General features: G+C 38.8%; 17 protein-coding genes. 15 read left to right on the plus strand and 2 right to left on the minus strand.

Annotated elements, in window-relative coordinates:
* Positions 1-26: 26 nt before the first annotated feature.
* From AC0VYH_RS11755 to AC0VYH_RS11765, 3 genes are read left to right on the plus strand one after another with little or no spacing between them, the layout of a single operon-like run.
* The gene (locus AC0VYH_RS11755; protein ID WP_475372556.1) at positions 27-1,010 is read left to right on the plus strand and encodes an aldo/keto reductase; all 984 of its coding nucleotides are present in this window, start codon (positions 27-29) and stop codon (positions 1,008-1,010) included.
* A 21-nt stretch (positions 1,011-1,031) separates the two neighbouring features.
* Positions 1,032-1,226: a hypothetical protein gene (locus tag AC0VYH_RS11760; RefSeq protein WP_303533281.1), complete on the plus strand. Its 195-nt coding sequence runs from the start codon at positions 1,032-1,034 to the stop codon at positions 1,224-1,226.
* Positions 1,227-1,238: 12 nt separating this feature from the next.
* On the plus strand, positions 1,239-1,496 hold the full coding sequence (locus AC0VYH_RS11765; protein WP_430246555.1) for an OsmC family protein: 258 nt from the start codon (positions 1,239-1,241) through the stop codon (positions 1,494-1,496).
* A gap of 93 nt (positions 1,497-1,589) precedes the next feature.
* On the opposite strand, the gene AC0VYH_RS11770 is transcribed toward AC0VYH_RS11765, so the two are convergent.
* Entirely contained in the window at positions 1,590-2,474 is an 885-nt protein-coding gene (locus tag AC0VYH_RS11770; protein WP_475365233.1) for a LysR family transcriptional regulator, read from the minus strand.
* A gap of 279 nt (positions 2,475-2,753) precedes the next feature.
* Between AC0VYH_RS11770 and AC0VYH_RS11775 the strand changes: the two genes are divergently transcribed.
* The 11 genes from AC0VYH_RS11775 to AC0VYH_RS11825 all read left to right on the plus strand — a co-directional run bounded on the left by AC0VYH_RS11775 (position 2,754) and on the right by AC0VYH_RS11825 (position 15,905).
* A complete protein-coding gene (locus AC0VYH_RS11775) occupies positions 2,754-4,931 on the plus strand; it encodes a malate synthase G (protein WP_430246559.1) in 2,178 nt (725 codons plus the stop codon).
* 112 nt (positions 4,932-5,043) lie between these two features.
* The gene (locus AC0VYH_RS11780; protein WP_430246561.1) at positions 5,044-5,766 is read left to right on the plus strand and encodes a FadR/GntR family transcriptional regulator; all 723 of its coding nucleotides are present in this window, start codon (positions 5,044-5,046) and stop codon (positions 5,764-5,766) included.
* A gap of 174 nt (positions 5,767-5,940) precedes the next feature.
* Positions 5,941-6,672 carry a GntR family transcriptional regulator gene (locus tag AC0VYH_RS11785; RefSeq protein WP_430246563.1) on the plus strand — a complete coding sequence of 244 codons (732 nt, stop codon included), beginning with the start codon at positions 5,941-5,943 and terminating at the stop codon, positions 6,670-6,672.
* Positions 6,673-6,809: 137 nt separating this feature from the next.
* A complete protein-coding gene (gene fba / locus AC0VYH_RS11790; protein ID WP_475365237.1) occupies positions 6,810-7,667 on the plus strand; it encodes a class II fructose-1,6-bisphosphate aldolase in 858 nt (285 codons plus the stop codon).
* A 4-nt stretch (positions 7,668-7,671) separates the two neighbouring features.
* Positions 7,672-8,610 carry a 1-phosphofructokinase gene (pfkB, locus tag AC0VYH_RS11795; protein ID WP_475365238.1) on the plus strand — a complete coding sequence of 313 codons (939 nt, stop codon included), beginning with the start codon at positions 7,672-7,674 and terminating at the stop codon, positions 8,608-8,610.
* Between the two features lie 15 nt (positions 8,611-8,625).
* Complete coding sequence (locus AC0VYH_RS11800; RefSeq protein ID WP_475365239.1) at positions 8,626-9,657, plus strand: SIS domain-containing protein; 1,032 nt, start codon at positions 8,626-8,628, stop codon at positions 9,655-9,657.
* 15 nt (positions 9,658-9,672) lie between these two features.
* Positions 9,673-10,614, plus strand: coding sequence for an ROK family protein (locus AC0VYH_RS11805; RefSeq protein WP_475365240.1), 942 nt, complete (start codon positions 9,673-9,675; stop codon positions 10,612-10,614).
* Positions 10,604-11,809 (plus strand): glycoside hydrolase family 88 protein, encoded by a 1,206-nt coding sequence (locus AC0VYH_RS11810; RefSeq protein ID WP_430246570.1) that lies wholly within the window; start codon positions 10,604-10,606, stop codon positions 11,807-11,809. The genes AC0VYH_RS11805 and AC0VYH_RS11810 overlap by 11 nt, the downstream gene beginning before the upstream one ends.
* 19 nt (positions 11,810-11,828) lie before the next feature.
* Positions 11,829-12,155 (plus strand): cupin domain-containing protein, encoded by a 327-nt coding sequence (locus AC0VYH_RS11815; protein ID WP_048309430.1) that lies wholly within the window; start codon positions 11,829-11,831, stop codon positions 12,153-12,155.
* Positions 12,152-14,233 carry a heparinase II/III domain-containing protein gene (locus AC0VYH_RS11820; protein WP_475365241.1) on the plus strand — a complete coding sequence of 694 codons (2,082 nt, stop codon included), beginning with the start codon at positions 12,152-12,154 and terminating at the stop codon, positions 14,231-14,233. Before AC0VYH_RS11815 ends, AC0VYH_RS11820 begins: the two co-directional genes overlap by 4 nt.
* 172 nt (positions 14,234-14,405) lie before the next feature.
* The gene (locus AC0VYH_RS11825; RefSeq protein ID WP_475365242.1) at positions 14,406-15,905 is read left to right on the plus strand and encodes a DUF4091 domain-containing protein; all 1,500 of its coding nucleotides are present in this window, start codon (positions 14,406-14,408) and stop codon (positions 15,903-15,905) included.
* A gap of 26 nt (positions 15,906-15,931) precedes the next feature.
* Here AC0VYH_RS11825 and AC0VYH_RS11830 read toward each other — a convergent pair whose 3' ends face one another.
* Positions 15,932-16,750 (minus strand): helix-turn-helix domain-containing protein, encoded by an 819-nt coding sequence (locus tag AC0VYH_RS11830; protein WP_475365243.1) that lies wholly within the window; start codon positions 16,748-16,750, stop codon positions 15,932-15,934.
* Positions 16,751-16,905: 155 nt separating this feature from the next.
* Here AC0VYH_RS11830 and AC0VYH_RS11835 point away from each other — a divergent pair, with 155 nt between their 5' ends.
* On the plus strand, positions 16,906-19,140 hold the full coding sequence (locus AC0VYH_RS11835; RefSeq protein ID WP_475365244.1) for an FAD-dependent oxidoreductase: 2,235 nt from the start codon (positions 16,906-16,908) through the stop codon (positions 19,138-19,140).
* Positions 19,141-19,293: the final 153 nt, after the last annotated feature.

The following is a 19,293-nucleotide window of genomic DNA, read 5'->3' on the forward strand; positions in this document are numbered from 1 at the left end:
CAACTCGAGTTAATGGAGGCGAAAGAATGAAATATCGACAGTTAGGTCATACAGACTTGCAAGTAAGTGAAGTTAGTTTCGGAACGTGGGCAATTGGCGGAGCATGGGGGAAAACAAATGACAAAGAAGCGCTCGATTCTCTACAACATGCTATACATGCTGGCGTGAATTTTTTTGATACAGCAGATGTATATGGAGATGGACATAGTGAAGAACTCCTTGCTAAAGCAACAAAAGGGATGGAAGATAAAATTCACATCGCAACGAAATTTTGTCGTGCAGGAGACATATACGATTCTGTCAACTATTCAGAACAAAGTGTTCGTGCTTATTGTGAAGCGAGCTTAAGGCGCTTGGAACGAGATCAAATTGATCTTTTTCAAATTCATTGTCCACCAATCGACATTCTTAAGGAAGGTCAGGTGTTTGAGGTATTGGACAAATTGAAAGCCGAAGGTAAAATACGCTATTATGGTGTAAGTGTTGAAACAGTTGAGGAAGGACTATTATGTCTCAAGTATCCTGGCGTAAGTACTCTGCAGGTTATTTTTAATATATTTAGGCAAAAGCCGTTAGAGGAACTTTTTCCAAAAGCTTATGAACAAGGCGTTGGCATTCTTACGCGGGTGCCGCTGGCCAGTGGTTTATTAACTGGGAAATTCAAGAAAAACACTTCCTTTGAAGATGATGATCACCGAAACTTTAATCGGAATGGAGAAGCCTTTAATGTAGGTGAAACGTTTGCGGGACTTGAATTTGAAAAAGGTGTAGAGCTAAGCGATGAAATCAATTGGATTGCTCGCGACCGAGAGAGTATGACGACTGCTGCGCTAAAATGGATTCTTGAACATAAAGAAGTCTCTTGTGTTATCCCTGGTTTTAAAAACATTCAACAAGTAGAACAAAACCTCAAAGCTACAGAGGTTCCTAACTTTTCCAGGGAAGAAATGGAGAAGCTTGCTAGCTTCTACCATCAAGAAGTGCATGAAATGATTAGAGGGGCTTATTAATAACCGAAAGGAGTTCAAACGATGGATAAACCAATCGAAATATCAAACATTCGTATTGAGCAAGATAAAGATAAAAGCCGTCGCGCATATATTGCGGATTTCAAAGAACCGATTCACTACGGCGTGCATGGTGGGGTGAAAGATTTTTATCAAGCGTCACCTGAGGTGGAACAACCGTCAACCCTTGATCACATCGTTGCTGCTGCAGGCGGCTGACTAACAGGGACATTGTCCGGTGCGCTGGAGGCGCGCCAAATACCTAGTTTTCCAAACAAACTATCTGGTCAATTCGAAGGATTGATCGAAGCGCCTGAGGGTGTCCTCAAAATCACTAAAATAAAATGTCATTATAAATTAATCATACCAGAAGGGAAAAGAGAAGCTGCAGAAAGGGCACTTCATGTATTTGAGCGTGGTTGTCCTGTTGCACAAACGCTCAAGGGCTGTGTTGCTTTCGAGCATGATTGGGAGATTATAGAAGAATAAGAAAAGAGCTGATGAAGAAGTCCTTCATCAGCTCTTTTCAATTTGTAGAATCATAGAAGCATTTCCTAAATTAAAACACCTGCTCTGAAGGATTCAACTCACTTCAATTGAATCTGCGAGGTTAATAAACTCTTTGACCGCATAAGGCAAGTATTTATTCTTTTTCCAAATCAGCCCAAGTTCGAGGCGAAGATTTGAGTGACGAAGCCTAATTGACGTAATGGAATCGTTTGGAATTGAAAGAGCGATTTTACTAGGTAGAAGGGCAAGGCCAAGCTTTGCTTCTACCATCTCGATCATAAAATCTTTCTGCGAACTGTGGCAAACGACATTCGGATGAAACCCCTGTTTCGAGCATTCTTCTACAATTCGATCATGTAACGAAAAATCATCACGAAATAAAATAAATGGCTCTGATGCAAGATCCGTTATATCGATTTCAGTCGATTCCGTTAAATGATGTTCATTGTGAACAACTACCATCAATGGATCAGAAATAACTTGAACCGTTTCCAAAGAACTGTTTTTTAAAGGGGTATTGCAAATTAGGCCAATATCGAGTGAGCCATCCTCAATCCCTTGCTTTATCGATTTTGATCCTACTTCCGTTAATAGAATTTCAACAAAAGGATATTTCGCCTTAAACTGACTAATTAACTTTGAAAAAAACGCAGCCCCGATAATAGGAGGAATACCTATTTTAATTTCACCCTTTTTAAGCTCTGTGAGGTCGGTTAATTCTGTTGTTAGATTACGAAAAGCACTTAGTACGTGATGCGCATTAATAAGGACAGCGTGACCCGCATCGGTTAATTCCAATTGCTTTGATCGATAGAAGAGCGGCACTCCAAGTTCTGCTTCCATATTTTTAATGGCTTTACTAATAGAAGGTTGGGACACGTGAAGACTAGTAGCAGCTTTTGTGAAACTTAATTGTCTAGCGACTTCAGAAAAATATTCCAAGTGACGAATTTCCATCAAAATACCTCCACACAGAGATTTTTTCAAAGGCTATGTTAGTGAACGCTGTTTTATTGGCTTATTTCTGATCGATCAAAACGATGCTATTTGAAAGAGCCAAAGTAGAGAATCATATATATAGCCAATGCACATTTCGAAAATTCTGAATTATAACCTGAAAGCATACCTAATATGCGATATATGTATTATATAAATAGCTTACTTTATTATAAGATAAGATATAACGAATGAACAGCACCATATAAGGTTCTGTCAAGCTTATGAGGGGGACAGGTAATGGAAAATTATAAGTCAATTGGTACTTTGCATGTTGCAACGGAACTCTATGAATTTATTAATGAAGATGTTATTCCTGGAACTGGCACTTCTTCTAGACAGTTTTGGAGTGGCCTTGGTGACATGATCACTGAACTGTCACCTATCAATAAACAGCTTCTACAAGTTCGAGAAGACCTACAACAAAAAATCAATGCTTATCACCTGAACAAACGAGCTAGTGACCTAGAAAGCTATAAAACGTTTCTTAAGGATATCGAATATCTTGAAGAAGAAATAAAGGATGTTAAAATTAGCACTCAATCAGTAGATGAGGAAATTGCCATTCAAGCTGGTCCTCAGCTAGTTGTCCCAGTCAATAACGCTCGGTATGCGATTAATGCAGCGAATGCAAGGTGGGGGAGTCTCTATGATGCATTGTATGGAACTGACGTTATTTCAGAAGACAAAGGAGCATCTAAAAGTACGGAATATAACCCAATCCGTGGTGAAAAAGTGATAACTTATGCAAAGCATTTCCTAGATTCGGTCGTGCCATTAAAGGAAAGAAGTTACTCAGACATTAAACGATTTACTATACAGCAAGGGATGCTTAAGGTACACTTTACTGACAACTATGAAAGCGCTTTAATAAATAGAGAACAATTTGTAGGATATCTAGGTAGTGAAGAAAACCCTGAAGTCATTTTATTGAAAAACAATCAAATCCACCTTGAAATTCAAATTGATCGTTCTCATCCGATCGGTAAAACAGATGAAGCAGGAATTAAAGATGTGTTTGTTGAATCTGCTATTACAACGATAATGGACTTTGAAGACTCTGTTGCAGCTGTTGATGCAGAAGACAAAGTCCTCGTCTATCGGAATTTTCTTGGCTTAATGAAAGGTGATTTACAATCATCTTTTTCTAAAGGTTCTAAGAAGATCGTTCGATCGTTGAATCCTGATCGCGAGTATACATCACCTGATGGAAAGATACTTTCTCTTCCTGGTCGATCCTTGATGTTTGCTCGAAATGTTGGACATTTAATGACAACGGATGCGGTTCTTGATCAATCAGGAAATGAAGTACCTGAAGGAATTATCGATGCCGTGATTACAGGATTAATCGCAAAGCACGATCTGAATAGAAATGGTCGATACCAAAACTCTTCCAAAGGATCCATCTATATTGTAAAGCCTAAAATGCACGGATCAAAGGAAGTTGCATTTGCTAATGAACTATTCAATCGAACAGAAGATTTACTTGAATTAGAGCGTTATACAATCAAAATTGGCGTGATGGATGAAGAACGACGTACTACCCTTAACCTCAAAAACTGTATAAACGAAGTAAAGGAACGCGTCGTATTTATTAACACCGGCTTCCTTGATCGAACGGGTGATGAGATCCATACGTCGATGGAAGCTGGAGCTGTTATACCGAAAGGCCAAATGAAAAACGCGACCTGGCTTCAAAGTTATGAAAAAGCAAATGTGGCTCATGGTTTAAACACAGGTTTCAGAGGAGTCGCACAGATTGGAAAAGGCATGTGGGCTATGCCAGATCTTATGGGTGAAATGATTGCACAAAAAGGTGCACAGCTTCAAGCTGGTGCGAGTACAGCTTGGGTACCCTCTCCAACAGCTGCAACCCTTCACGCCTTACATTACCATCAAACAAATGTGAGGGAAATTCAATATGAACTAGAGAAAAGGACAGCAAATTATTTAAATGATCTTTTAGAAATTCCAGTTAATAGAGAGAAGAAGTGGAGCGACAAAGAAATTGGGAAAGAACTCGATAATAATGCTCAAGGTATCCTAGGATACGTGGTTCGATGGATCGAATATGGTGTAGGCTGTTCTAAAGTGCCAGATATCCATAACATTGAACTTATGGAAGACCGAGCAACGCTTCGAATTTCTAGTCAGCATATGGCCAACTGGCTTCATCACGGAATTTGTTCCAAGGAACAGGTTCTAGAAACAATGAAACGAATGGCAAAAGTAGTTGATAAGCAGAACGCAGGTGACCCGACTTATCATGCAATGGCTGATAACTTTGAAAAGTCGATTGCGTTTCAGGCTGCATGTGACCTTGTCTTTAAAGGCTTTAATCAACCTTCTGGTTATACTGAACCAATACTTCATAGTCGACGAAAAGAAGCGAAAGCAAAAGTTTATTCAAATAAGTAATTTATGTTGCAAAAGTAGCCAACAGGCTGCTTTTGCTTTGACTTACATAATAATACAGATATGCTTTCAACCCACCTCGTCTACTGTGCTATTACGTATAGGGGGTTTTACAATGAAACTTAGACGCATTTCTTCAGAAGAATTATCCCAAAAAGTTGAGAAACAACTATTAGGTTTATTGAAAGAAAGGAAATATGATAAAGGAGATACAATCCCCTCCGTTTTGGAACTCTCGCAGTTTTTTGGTGTTTCACGGTCCACTATATTAGCTGCATTAAAAACGCTGAGTGGAAGAGGGGTTATTGATTTATTGGCAGAAGAAGGAGCTATTGTCACAGGCTATACACCGAAACGGTATTTCCAATATATGCCGATGCCTCAACATGAGAATTTGGAATCATTATTCCAAACACTTGTAATGTTAGAAACAACGTTGGTCAAACTGGCAGCGGTTAATCGAACAGAGCAAGACCTCCTAACAATGAGTCATACGCTCGAACTTCTAGAACGAAGTGAGCGTTATAGGGATAAGAGCATTCAAGACTCTCAATTTCACTTGGCCGTTGCAAAAGCTTCGGGCAACCCTATTTTACTAGAGTTGTTCCAATCACTATCTGCAAAGATAAGCAAGTCAATGGATCATTACCATTGCTTAATCGCAACAGACCTAGAACGCATTCAAGACACAAATCAACAACATGAGTTAATTATGGAAATGATACTTTGTGAAGATCCAAGTGGGGCTTCAGAAGCAATGATGCTTCATTTAACTTATGCTAGAAAGCTAATGAGAAAAGGTTTCTCGATTCGTTCAGAGTTCATTGAAACTGACTGACGAACCTGTATATGAAAACAATTACTAAAGAGAGTAAAGTCGAAGCTCGACTTTACTCTCTTACTTGATTAATATGATAGAATAAAGAAAAATTCACTTTGAAACCACAATGAATATTAAGGTACAAAATGAATGAGGTAGATACAACTATACACAAAAGAAATGGGGGATATTATGAAAAGAGAATTAGATCAGCATAGTGTTATTCCTCTCTATCACCAATTAAAGGAGATATTAAAGGAGAATATTGAACGAGGTGACTGGGCTCCTGGCGATAAAATTCCATCTGAAAACGAGTTGAGAGCTGACTATAATATAAGCCGAAACACAGCTAAAAAAGCGATTGAAGACCTCGTCCAAATTGGCGTCTTGAATCGAATTCAAGGAAAGGGGACTTTTGTTTCGCAGCCGAAGCTCGAGCAACCACTAATGGGCTTTTATAGCTTTAGTAAAGTGATGAAAGAAATGGGCATGGCACCAACAGATATTATTTTGCATATGATTGAAACAACTGCTTCACCACGAGTCGCAAGTAAGTTAATGGTTGATGAAGGAGATACTCTAATCGAATTAAAGAGGTTACGCTGCGCAAATGACGAGCCTGTTATTCTTGAAACATCATATATACCACAATACCTCATACCCGGTATTAAGCAGGAGCATGTGATGAATACCTCCTTATATGATGTAATGGAAAGTGATTTTGGTATTATCGTTACAAAAGCAAAAGAGGTGTTTGAACCTGTCCTCATAAGAGATTATGAAAGTGAATATCTCCAGGTAAAAGAAGGTTACCCCGCATTGTTGTTAGAAAGAACAGCCTATGATCGATCAGGAAAACCCGTGGAATTCTGTCATTCTATCGTAAGAGGAGATCGCTGTCGTTTCTACACAGAATTAATTTAATTAAAGAACAGGTTGACCCAACAACCTATTAACAGTACAATACCATTAAAGACCTGGTGACGTTATGTTGCCAAGGTACAACCCAACTTGACCCAACAACCCGTTGACTGGTTGAATCACTTTAAGGAGATGATTGAATGCCATTAGTTTCTAGTAAGCCGTTACTCGATGATGCGTACAAAAATCATTATGCGATTGGGGCCTTTGCTGTTCATAATCTTGAAATTATGAAAGCGGTTATTTCAGGTGCTGAGAAGATCGATACACCGGTTATCTTTCAAACGACTCCAGGAACAATTAAATATGTGGGAATCGAAAACATCAAAAATATGGTGAATTCGGTAGCTGAGAAAACCTCGATTCCAATTGCATTGCATTTAGACCACGGAGATAGTTTCAAAACGGTTCTACAATGTTTGCGGGCAGGTTATACATCAGTCATGATTGACGGATCAAAATTACAATATGAAGAGAACGTAGCGCTCGTCCAAAAGGTTGTGGAAGCTGCTCACTATGTTAATGTCCCCGTAGAAGCTGAACTCGGAACCATTGGAGGCGTTGAAGACGATCTTAGTGTAGACGAACAGGACGCTCAATTGACAGATCCAGACCTCGCAAAAGATTTTGTCGCACGAACGGATATCGATTCGTTTGCCCCTGCTTTTGGAACAGCGCATGGCTTATATAAAAAGGAACCAAGGCTTAATTTTGAGCTTGTACAAAAAATTTCAGAATCGACAGGACGGCCAATTGTTATGCACGGTGCCTCTGGTGTACCAGAAGAAAAAGTTCGTGAATCGCTTCAATATGGCGTAAGTAAAGTGAATTTCTCGACTGAATTAAAGGTTGAATTCGTGGCTAGATTACGAGATTACTTGAATGAACATCCACATACAGATGATCCGAGAAAGTATTTCGTCCCTGCTCGAGAAGCTGTTGAGGAAATTGTTAAGAAAAAAATCTTAATGCTGCAAAGTCAGCAAACTTACGCTTAAGTCTATGATCACTACTGTTACGTTAAATGCAGCGATTGACCGTACGTACTATATGGATCGCTTTTCTATAAATGAAGTAAATCGGACGAAAAGAATCATAAGCGAACCTGGAGGTAAGGGCATTAACGTCTCAAAAATACTGAAAATTTTAAATATAAACACAGTATCGACAGGTTTTTTGGGGGGCTTAAATGGTCAATTCATTAAACGGTTAGCAGATGAAAAAGGAATTCATTCCGATTTTGTAATGATTGAAGGCGAATCACGTATTTGCCTTAATATCATTGATGAATTCACAAATCAAACTGAAATTCTTGAGTTAGGTCCAACCATTTTAGAAAGAGAATGGATTGAATTTAAACGAAAACTATTGGAATTGGCCAATAAAAGCACTTATGTCATTCTATCTGGGAGCTTACCTAAGGGCCTTTTAACGACGGCTTATCAAGAACTTGTTGAACTTGTTCAGCAGAATGGTACAAGAGCAATTGTTGATACGAGTGGACAACCGCTTAAGGAAGCTCTGAAAGCGAAACCCTTTATGATAAAACCAAATATTGATGAGCTAAGTGAAATCACCAATCGTCCGTTGCAAACCGATGATGAAATCATGAATGCTTTAATGGAATTAAGCCATACAGGAGTCTCCGTTGTGGCAGTCTCTAGAGGAAGCGATGGAGCGATGGCTGCTTATGACAATTGCATTTATACAATTTCTATTCCTAAGTTATCTGTTGTCAATCCTGTAGGAAGTGGCGATGCCTTTGTTGCTGGATTAGTATCTGGATTCTATGATAGAGAGCCTTTTGAGAAATCATTAATAAGAGCCTCAGCTGCTGGCACAGCCAATGCACTGCAAGAAAAAGCAGGAGACCTTTCCTTAGAAGATCTTAAATCGCTAGAAAAACAAATGAGTGTCAATCAATTTTCATTTACTAAATAAGGAGTGATGTAATTAGTGGATACGTATACATTGAAGGAAATCATGTCTCAAGGAAACGCTTCAGAAAAAACCTATCAGATCGTCAGCAATATGAATATTCCTAATGATAATGTCGAAGTCAATTATGTATTTACAGGGTGCGGCACATCCTACTACATTGCAATTTCAGCTGCCAGATACTTTCAAGAAATCACTGGAATTCAAGCCAACGCGGTGCCGGCTTCAGAAATTTTTCTTCATGAAAAGCAGGTATTCACCCCCCATAAACGATATAGAGTAGTAAGTATCTCTCGCTCTGGAACCACTTCAGAAATTATTACGGCTTTAAAAGCCATTAAGGCTAAAGAGAATATATCCACTCTAGCCGTAACATGCAACAGTGATGCTGAAATGGCACAACTAGCTGACGATCAAATTAGTCTTGATCATATAAGTGAAAAAAGCGTTGTCATGACTCAATCCTTCACTAACATGCTTTATGCAATTCAACTATATGCTGCAAGATTTACCGAGAATAATGAGGCATTAAAAGAACTGAAACAGGTGCCTGAATTGTTAAATGAGAATGTAAGTCATGCACATGTTATGAAGGATATAGTTCAAGGTGCAAAAGCGGAGCGGTTTATCTTCTTAGGCGCAGGTATTTATAATGGATTAGCCAAAGAAGGTACACTGAAACTCAAAGAAATGACGCAAACGGAATGCGAAAGTTATTCGAACCTTGAATTCCGTCATGGTCCGATTTCCATTGTGGATGAGGAAACCGTTGTGGTGCTGTTTTCTACAACGAAAATGAGCGAGATCGACCACACATTACTTCATGATATTAAAAATAACGGTGGAAAAACGATTGTGATTGGAGATCTTGGGACAGATTTAACGGCTGATCATGTGATTAATATAGGAAGCAATTTATCAGATGAAGCGAGAGCGGCACTCTATATTCCTTACTTTCAGCTTCTAGCTTATTATCAGTCAATCAAACTTGGCTTAAACCCAGATCAACCTCGTAACCTTAATCAAGTCGTGAAAATTTCTCTGCCTTAATAACAGGAGGTCAACATGAATCTTTCACTCGGTATTGATGTAGGGGGGACCAAAATTGCAGCTGCGCTCATTACAAAAGATGGGCGCGTGCTATTTCGAAAAGAAGTCCCAAGTATAACAACGGATAAAGACAAGATGTTTCAGCAATTAAAGAACTGTATTGATCAAGTATTAGAAGAGTCTAGTTACAAACCAGAACACCTACTTGGTATCGGAATTGGTGTCCCTGGAAAAGTCGATATTGAAAAAGGAATAGCCATCTATCAAAACAACCTACCTTGGTCTCATTTTCCAATTGGTCCAAAATTGGAAGAACTTTATCCTACAAAGTCTGTCATCCTTGATAATGATGTTCATATGGCAGCATTTGCGGAATGGTATCAAAGAGGATGTAAAAAAAATGAAACGTTTGCTTATTTAACTATTAGTACAGGGATTTCTTGTTGCATTCTTCATAATGGAGCCATTTTACGTGGTGCTGGTTTTGCAGGTGAAGTAGGCTTAATGTTGACAAGTGCCTCGAAAGAAAATCCAGTGGCTACTCTTGAAAATGTAGCATCCGGTCCAGCTATTCAATCAAAGGCAGCAACCAAAAGAGCAAGACTTCAAATGAAAGAGACTGAACAAATCACAACAGCTACAGTCTTAAGAGATTATTTTCATGGGGAGAAATACGCCTGTTATGTCATGACTGAAGTTTTAAATGATATTAGTAAAGGAATTCACGGCATGATTTGCATGCTCGACCCTCACCAAATTGTTCTTGGTGGCGGGGTCATTAATCATAATCCAGAGTTAATAGACCATATTAAAGCGACACTAAAACCTCTCTTGATTACTGAACAAAGCAGTGCCGTTCATCGAATATCTGTTAGTCAATTGAAAGGAGACTCAGGACTTGTTGGAGCCGGATTAAGACTTCACAACTCATCTGATGGAGGTGCAAATGAAGATTAAAACAAATACACAACGTGTACTAGATGAAGGCATTCGACTAAAAGATCGCTATCAAAAACAGCCTACGATAAACCGCACGTACGTCGATCAAGCGATTCACCATGTTCTTCAGAAAATTGATCAAAATCTTGAAACTTTTACTAACTCTTTTCCTGATTCAAGTAGCCAAGATGGAGTGTACCCGTCCATTGAGAACAATGAATGGACAACGAGTTTCTGGACCGGAATGTTATGGCTTGCTTATGAAGTAACAGGAGATCAGAAATACCGCAGTGTAGCTGAAGGACATCTAACTAGTTTCAAACAGCGTTTAAAGAATCGAATTGCTGTAAATCACCATGATCTCGGATTTCTTTATACGCTTTCCTGTGTTAGTGCTTATAAATTGACTGGTAATGAAGAAGCCAAAAATGTAGCTATTGAAGCAGCAGACTTGCTCATGACGCGTTTTCATGAAAAAGCAGGCATCATTCAAGCATGGGGAGACTTAACGGACCCGTCACAGCGGGGAAGGATGATTATTGACTGTAATATGAATCTACCTTTACTCTATTGGGCTACAGAAGAAACTGGAGATCAGAAGTATAAGAGCGTAGCCGAAAGCCATATCCAAAAGGCAGCACAATACCTTGTGAGAGAAGATGCATCTACGCACCATACTTATTACATGGATCCAGACTCAGGAAATCCACTGTATGGTGACACACACCAGGGATATGCGGATGACTCTTGTTGGGCTCGCGGGCAAGCATGGGGAATATACGGCTTCCCTCTAAGTTATGCTTATACGAAAGACTGGAATTTAATCACGTTAACTAAGAAACTTACAAATTACTATTTAAATCGTTTACCTAAAGACTATATTTGTTATTGGGATTTAATTTTCACAGATGGCAATGAAGAAAGAGATAGCTCATCAGCTGCTATCGCACTCTGTGGATTACTTGAATTAGTGAAACATTTACCACTTACAGATGAAGAGAGACCTTTCTATGAGAACGCTATCAATAATACAACCGAATCACTAGTTAAACATTACACGACAGATGTGCACTCAAATGAAAATGGATTGTTGCGCCATGCCGTTTACTATAAAGGTGGTAACCGCGGAGTAGATGAAAGTTGTATTTGGGGCGATTATTATTATTTCGAAGCGCTTGTTCGTCTCTCGAAAGACTGGAATTTATATTGGTAATCTGGAAAGGAGTTCGATTATGGGACAAATCGGTGTATGGGAGTCAGTAGAAGACGGTGTTAAACGAAATATCTTAACAAGTGGTGAAGATCTAATGATTATGGAAGTTCGCTTCAAAAATGGAGCGATCGGAAATAAACATCAGCATCCTCATGAACAGATTTCCTATTGTCTTGATGGGCAATTTGAATTCACGATTGGCACAGCTCATACGATCATTGAAAAAGGAGAGTCACTTTATATCCCACCAAATACACTTCATGGCGTTAAAGCACTTTCAGATGGTAGTCTTTTAGATTCCTTTAGTCCAGTAAGAGAGGACTTATTAGAAGGAAAGCATTCATGAGTTCTCGTTTGTCAGATACGATTTACTTAAACGCTCAACATAAAAAAACACTACATGCGAAAAAAAAGCTAATCGCCGAGGGTGATGAAGCGCTACAAATACCATTTAGACCTTCAAAGACAGATATCGCAGACTGGGGGCACTATTTTCACTGCCCATATGATGGAGCTGCACTCAATTTCAGCTGGACGAATAATAAGAAATTTGATTGTCCTTCATGCAGGAGAGTCTTTGAAGACTCTCCATTTCTAGGTGGCTGGATGGGAATGGCTCACGGAAAACTAGGAGAGGCAGTTAAACATCTTTCGTTTGCCTATGCAGCTACTAAAAGAGAGGATTATTTATTGAAAGCAAACAAGATCCTTTTGGATTATGCAGAGTGCTACCCTCATTACCGAACACATGGAAAGATCCCTTATAATGGGCCAGGTAAACTTTTCGCTCAAACGCTTGATGAAGCCAATTGGATGATTAATCTTTGTTATGCCTATCACATTGGTAAAGAACATTTTACCAAAGAAGAATTGGAAATTGTAAATAATCAGCTATTTCTTAATGCGGCTTCCTTTTTATCTACATGGAAAGAACAACAGATTCATAATCATGCTGTCCATATAACTGTTGCTATTTGTATGATCGGTTCAATATTGGGTAATGATCACTTAATTGAACAAGGGTTTAATGGAGATTATGGATTAAGAAATCAGATTCGTAAGGGCGTACTTGAGGATGGTTTATGGTATGAAGGGTCCTTCTCCTACCATTTTTATACACTTGAATCGATCGTTCAATTAGCACATATCACAGATGATACTCGTCTTTGGTCATTCCCAGAAATCAAAAAGATGTTCGATACGCCCTTATTATTTATTGATAATGAAGGGTTGCTCCCATCTTTGAATGACTCATCCTCATCTATTTCCTTATCTAAATATGCACATCTCTACGAGTTCGCTTTTTCTAGTTATGGGGAAGAGCAGTATCAAATGATATTAAGAAGCTTATACGGCATGCAACCATCAAAGTTTAAACGCGTTCCGCAAGATTCTTATTCATTGTTCTTCATTAACCAATTCGTTTTAAATGATACCAATTGTATAGTCCCATGCTGTAAGAACAATCAAAATAAGACGTTAACTTCAAGTTCTAGCTTAACAAAAATTTCCTGTGAAAATGGATGGCAGGTCTTTCAAAAGCATGCGCCATTTGGTGGTGAACACGATCATCTCGATCAACTAGGTTTATCGCTTAGCTTAAAAAACAAACCGTTTATACGAGATCCTGGCACAACACGCTATAGTGTTCCTGTACACTATGACTGGTTCAAGCATACGTATTCACATAACACCGTTAGTATAAATGGAAGTGATCAACCACCAGCAGATGGGAAGCGTATCAAAGCTGAACAATGCGAATGGGGAAGCTGGGTAGAAAGCGTCGTAGACTGGAAAAGTGATACCTATCTTTTTCAAAATTTAATTCAGTTACCTGAGTCAATGAGTTCCTGGGATGTTGAGAGTTACAAAGATTGTTCTATCCAACGTTTCAATGCTATTACTGATCGATTGTTTCTTGACATCGTTACGGTAAACGTACCAGAAAAAAGAGAAGTGGATCTCTTATATCACGTCGACGGCCAAATACTTCACACCCAAAACTGGGAAACATCACAAGCAAAATTAAGCAAATTAAATCAAGATTTATTCAACAATAAGAGAGAAATGATGACGAATGGTTCTACATTTTTACAGTGGAAGGCGAACGAAGAAATTGTAAATCAACATAGCTGGTGTTCATCAAAAACGATGCTTTATTTAGCAAACACTCCCGATAATCCTCCCGTTTCTGATCGAGCCACTCTTATACAAAGAAGTGAGCCACATCAATCCATCACGTTTATTAACGTCTTTCAAATAGCTACGGATTTACCAAATAGAGAAGTTGAAAATATAGAAGTATTACAAAGCGAATCCGAGATAAAAATATTTGTCTCGACTCATTCCTCTATATGTGGTGAATTCCGATTAACTAAGGGAAAAAACCACCATTCATCGACCCTTGCCTATTATTCAAGCTAAATAAACGATAAAGGAGTGGTTAATCATTATTGAGACGAAATTAGTAAGCTCGCTCACCAAAGTTTTTGCTGATGAAGATTTAACTGAGCCATATGTTTCATTTGCATCTGCTTTATTAGGTGAAACATATTCCTTTCAAGTAGCGTATCGGTCAGATAAATTAGTAAAACAAATGAAGGTCGAAATTCACTCTCAGTTAAATGTAACAGCACGAGTAGTTGGACTGGTGCCTTCTGAGTACCCATGTCACTTTGATTACGATGATCATACCCTGCGTCATACACCAGGATTATACCCTGATCCCTTATTTCCAATTATAGAAGAAGAAGGGCTTACTGCTTTTCCAAATCAGTGGCGATCCATTTGGATAACAGTGGCCGTAGAACAAGACGCTACACCAGGCGACCACCAAATTGAAATCGCCCTCATTTGCACAGATGGTGATTACGTTAAAGATACTTTTCAATTAAACGTCATTGGTGCAAACCTTCCAGAGCAAGGAGTGATTCACACCGAGTGGCTACACACGGATTGTATCGCTTCAATTTATCAATTAAAGATCTTCAGTGATAAATACTGGGACACAGTAGAGAAGTATGTAAAGACTGCTGCTGATCATCACATTAATATGATTTTAACCCCTTTATTCACCCCTCCGCTAGATACTGAGATTGGTGGAGAGAGACCGACTGTACAGCTTGTTGATGTAACAAAAGAAGGAGAGAAGTATACATTTCATTTCGAAAAGCTTCTCCGATGGTTTAAAATGTGTCAGAATAACGGCATTCGCTATTTCGAATTCTCTCACCTTTTTAGTCAGTGGGGTGCAAAGCATTCACCTAAAATTATAGGTGATGTAAATGGGAAAAAAGAAAAACTATTTGGCTGGGAAACAGAGGCTATGAGTCAAGCCTACCGTTCATTTCTAGCACAATTCTTACCTGCGCTTATTCAATTACTAGAAGAATCCAATCTAACAGATTATTGTTACTTTCATATTTCTGATGAACCGCGAATGGAGCATTTGGAATCTTATAAGAATGCAAGTCGTGTTATGAATGATTACCTTGGTGACCTACCAGTAATCGACGCACTTTCAGATTATACTTTTTACGAAAAAGGTCTTATTAAAAATCCAGTATCATCTAACGATCATATTACTCCATTTCTTGAAAACAACGTTCCCGATTTATGGACTTATTACTGTACTTCTCAATACAAAGAGGTTTCCAATCGTTTTTTTAACATGCCTTCCTCTAGAAATAGAATACTAGGAATGCAATTATATAAGTTTAATATACAGGGCTTCCTTCATTGGGGATTTAACTTCTGGTACTCTTCTTTTTCAAAAAAATTAATTGACCCGTTTCGGAACACGGATGCGAATTACTCTTTTCCATCAGGCGATGCTTTTCTCGTTTATCCCGGGGAGGAAGGGCCAATTGAGTCACTTCGTTTAGAAGTGTTAATGGAGGCTTTTCAGGATCATTCTGCATTACAACTTCTTGAAAGCTATATTGGGCGTGAACAAACGCTAGGTCTACTAGAAAACGATTTGAAACAAGAATTAACATTCACCCATTATCCAAAAGATGCTGCTTGGCTTCTGTCCAAAAGAGACGAAATAAATGAACGAATTAAGCTTGAAATAAATGTTCATACTCATAAATAAACCGCCTGAAAGGCGGTTTATTTGTATTACATTTGGTGAATTTTTTTAAATTCTGATGGGCTTTTCCCTTCTTTTGTTCGAAACGCACGGCTAAAGTAATACCGATTTTCATAGCCTGAATGTCGTGCGATTTCATCCATTGTCCAATCCGTGTTGGCGAGTAATTTTTTCGCTTCTTCTACTCTTAGTGAAATCAAATATTCCTTTGGCGTCATCCGAAAAGCTGCTTTAAACCTTCTAGTAAGTTGAACAGGACTAAGTCCTAATTGAATAGAAAGGTCATTCATGCTAAATAGAGACATTAAGCCTTTCTCTTGAATAGTATTTTTCGCATCAATCATCAGCTTATCTTTTTGGCCGATTTGTTTCACATGCTTTTCTTCAAGCTCCCAACAAAACACATTCCAAATATCTCTCAGTATGTAATTAATACGGGACATATTCTGAGAGTGAGTATGATTCGAATACAAAGCCAAATATTCGAAATTAGAAGAAAGTCTTTTAAAATCTCTTAACGTCCATTTTCCACTAATAATGGATTCATCTTCTTCCAATGGCTTTAGTAACGACGGATCTGATAAGTACTCTTTTTTTAATTCCCATTCGAAAATAAATGCAAAAAATGACAAAGGCTCAATTAACTTCCTTTTAAAAGGTGTGTTAGGTGGACAAAACACGAGGTCACCAACCTGTGCTACACCTTTCTTATCACCGATTGAAAATTCGAATTCACCTTTTTCGACCGCAAATAACACCCACTTAGGGTGGACATCTTCTTCAAATACAAATCGCTGCTTTTCTTTCCAATGAGCTAAATAAATGACCGATGGAACATAGTTTTGCAACGTTTTAGAGTCCAGGATTAATTTCACCACCTTATGAAATAAAGTATAAACAAATGACTCTATATTACATTTTAATAGAAGTTGGCAAGCGATACAATTATATTTAGAAAACTTAAAAAATTATCGAAGGTAACATCAAGGAGGATGTTCATCGCATGAAGTATGAAACAGTCGAATCTGATATTACGGTAATTGGGGGAGGTCTTGCTGGAGTTTGTGCAGCCGTATCGGCCGCTCGATTAGGTAAAACCGTTTTCCTTATCCAAAACAGGCCAGTACTTGGCGGTAATTCAAGTAGTGAAGTAAGAGTGTGGGTAAGCGGTGCTAACGCAGTAGGAACACAAAGATATGCCAGAGAAACGGGCATCATGGGAGAAATGCTTGTTGAAAATCAATATCGGAACCCTGAAGGAAACCCATACTACTGGGACCTGATCGTTTATGAAACCGTGTACAACGAACCAAATATTACACTTCATCTTAATACAGATGTTCATGAAGTAGAAGCCACTGGAGAAAATGACAATCGTGTTATCCAATCGGTTACAGGCTGGATGATGGGATCAGAGCGGAAAATTACCTACAAGAGTGAGGTATTCCTTGACTGTACAGGAGATGGATTAGTTGGTTTTCTCGCAGGGGCCGAATTTAAGTTAGGTAGAGAAGCAAGACATGAGTACGACGAAGAGTGGGCACCAGAAGAAGCTGACAACATCACACTTGGAAGTACCATCTTATTTTATACAAAGGATATTGGAACACCAGTGAAATATGTCGCACCAGCATTTGCAAGAGACATTACCCAAACTCTCATTCCAGAAAAAAGAATCATTCGAACTGGGGACTCTGGCTGCTATTATTGGTGGATTGAATGGGGCGGCGAAATGGATACCGTACATCAAAACGAAGCAATACGAGATGAATTATGGGCAGCCATTTACGGAATCTGGGACTACATTAAAAATTCAGGGAAGTTTGATGCTGACAACCTAGTTCTTGAGTGGGTAGGGTCTGTTCCAGGTAAAAGAGAGTACCGCCGATTTGTAGGCGATTATATGCTAAATCAAAATGATATTATTAGTCAGAGACCATTTGATGATCGAATTGCTTTTGGTGGATGGTCAATTGACCTTCATCCCCCAAAGGGCATGTATACTGGAGAAAATGCATCCAAGCACCTTTTCCCTGATGGTCTATATCACATTCCATTCCGCTCTTTATACTCACGCAACGTTTCGAACATGTTTATGGCGGGGCGGAATATCAGCGCAACCCATGTAGCATTCGGAACTACTCGAGTGATGGCAACTTGTGCGGTTATGGGGGAAGCTGCTGGAGTAGGCGCCGCTCTATGTGTGGACAAACAACTGACGCCACGTGAACTGTATGAAAATCATTTCAAAAGTGTGCAGCAAACTTTGCTCAAACAAGATGCTTCAATTATTGGAGCTAGAAACGAAGATGAAAGGGATCAAGCTAAACTTGCAACGATCAGCGCATCAAGCACATATCAAAAGATTGCCATTAACACACCAGCTGAACTGTACTCTTTAAAAAATGATGTGGGTATCTTGTTTCCAGTTGATCAGAAGCTCACTTCAATTGAACTTTTAGTCGATGCTACTATAGAAACAGAAGCGATTATAGAAGTATGGGATACAGGTAGAGGTGAAAATTACATTCCTCGTACATTGCATAATGAGAGGAAAGTAACCATTCCAAAAGGTGAGAAGCAGTGGATCACAGTTAGCATTCCCTGGACACCAAACGGTGAACAAAATGCTTTTATCGTGATTAAGGAAAATGAACAGCTAGCTTTATGGAAGTCAAAACAGCCACTATCCGGGGTGTTAACTTTTGAAAAAGGAGATATTCCGATCGTTGACCCTAACTTGTCCCAACAACCCGAGCAGTTAGTCGTTCAGTGGTCAATGAAAAATCTTACACGACAGCCGTTTTGTTTTAAAGTAAGTGATCCAATCGGAACTTACTTACCAGATAAAGTCATTAATGGTTACCACCGACCATTTGGATCTCCACATATGTGGATGTCTGAATCCACTGGAGGGGAAGAGTGGATCGAGTTAACCTGGGACAAGCCGGTTCAAATGAATGAAATCCACTTAACCTTTAATGATGATGTGAACGAATACTTAATTAACCTTCACTTTTTGAAAACAGAATTCGATATTATGCCAGAGCTAGTTGCCAACTATCGTATTGAAATGAATTTAGATGGTCAGTGGCAAACGGTAGATTCAATCAAATCTAACCGAAAAAGAAAGCGCGTCCATCATTTAGAAACCTTTACTACTGATAAAATACGTATGGTTATCGAGGAAACCAATGGTTCACAGCACGCTGAACTGATCGAAGTGAGAGTCTACTAGTATCTAAATTAATAAACTCTCACAGGTGAACAGATATGCTATTGTAATAATATCTCAAAAGAAATCGAATTTTCAGGTAAGAAAGTCTGTCACCAAAGAACAGTCTAGGAGGGAATTCATGAATGCAAAAACAGCTGTAGAGTCAGAGAGGTC

This window comes from Anaerobacillus sp. QJM3NY_32, assembly GCF_056173645.1.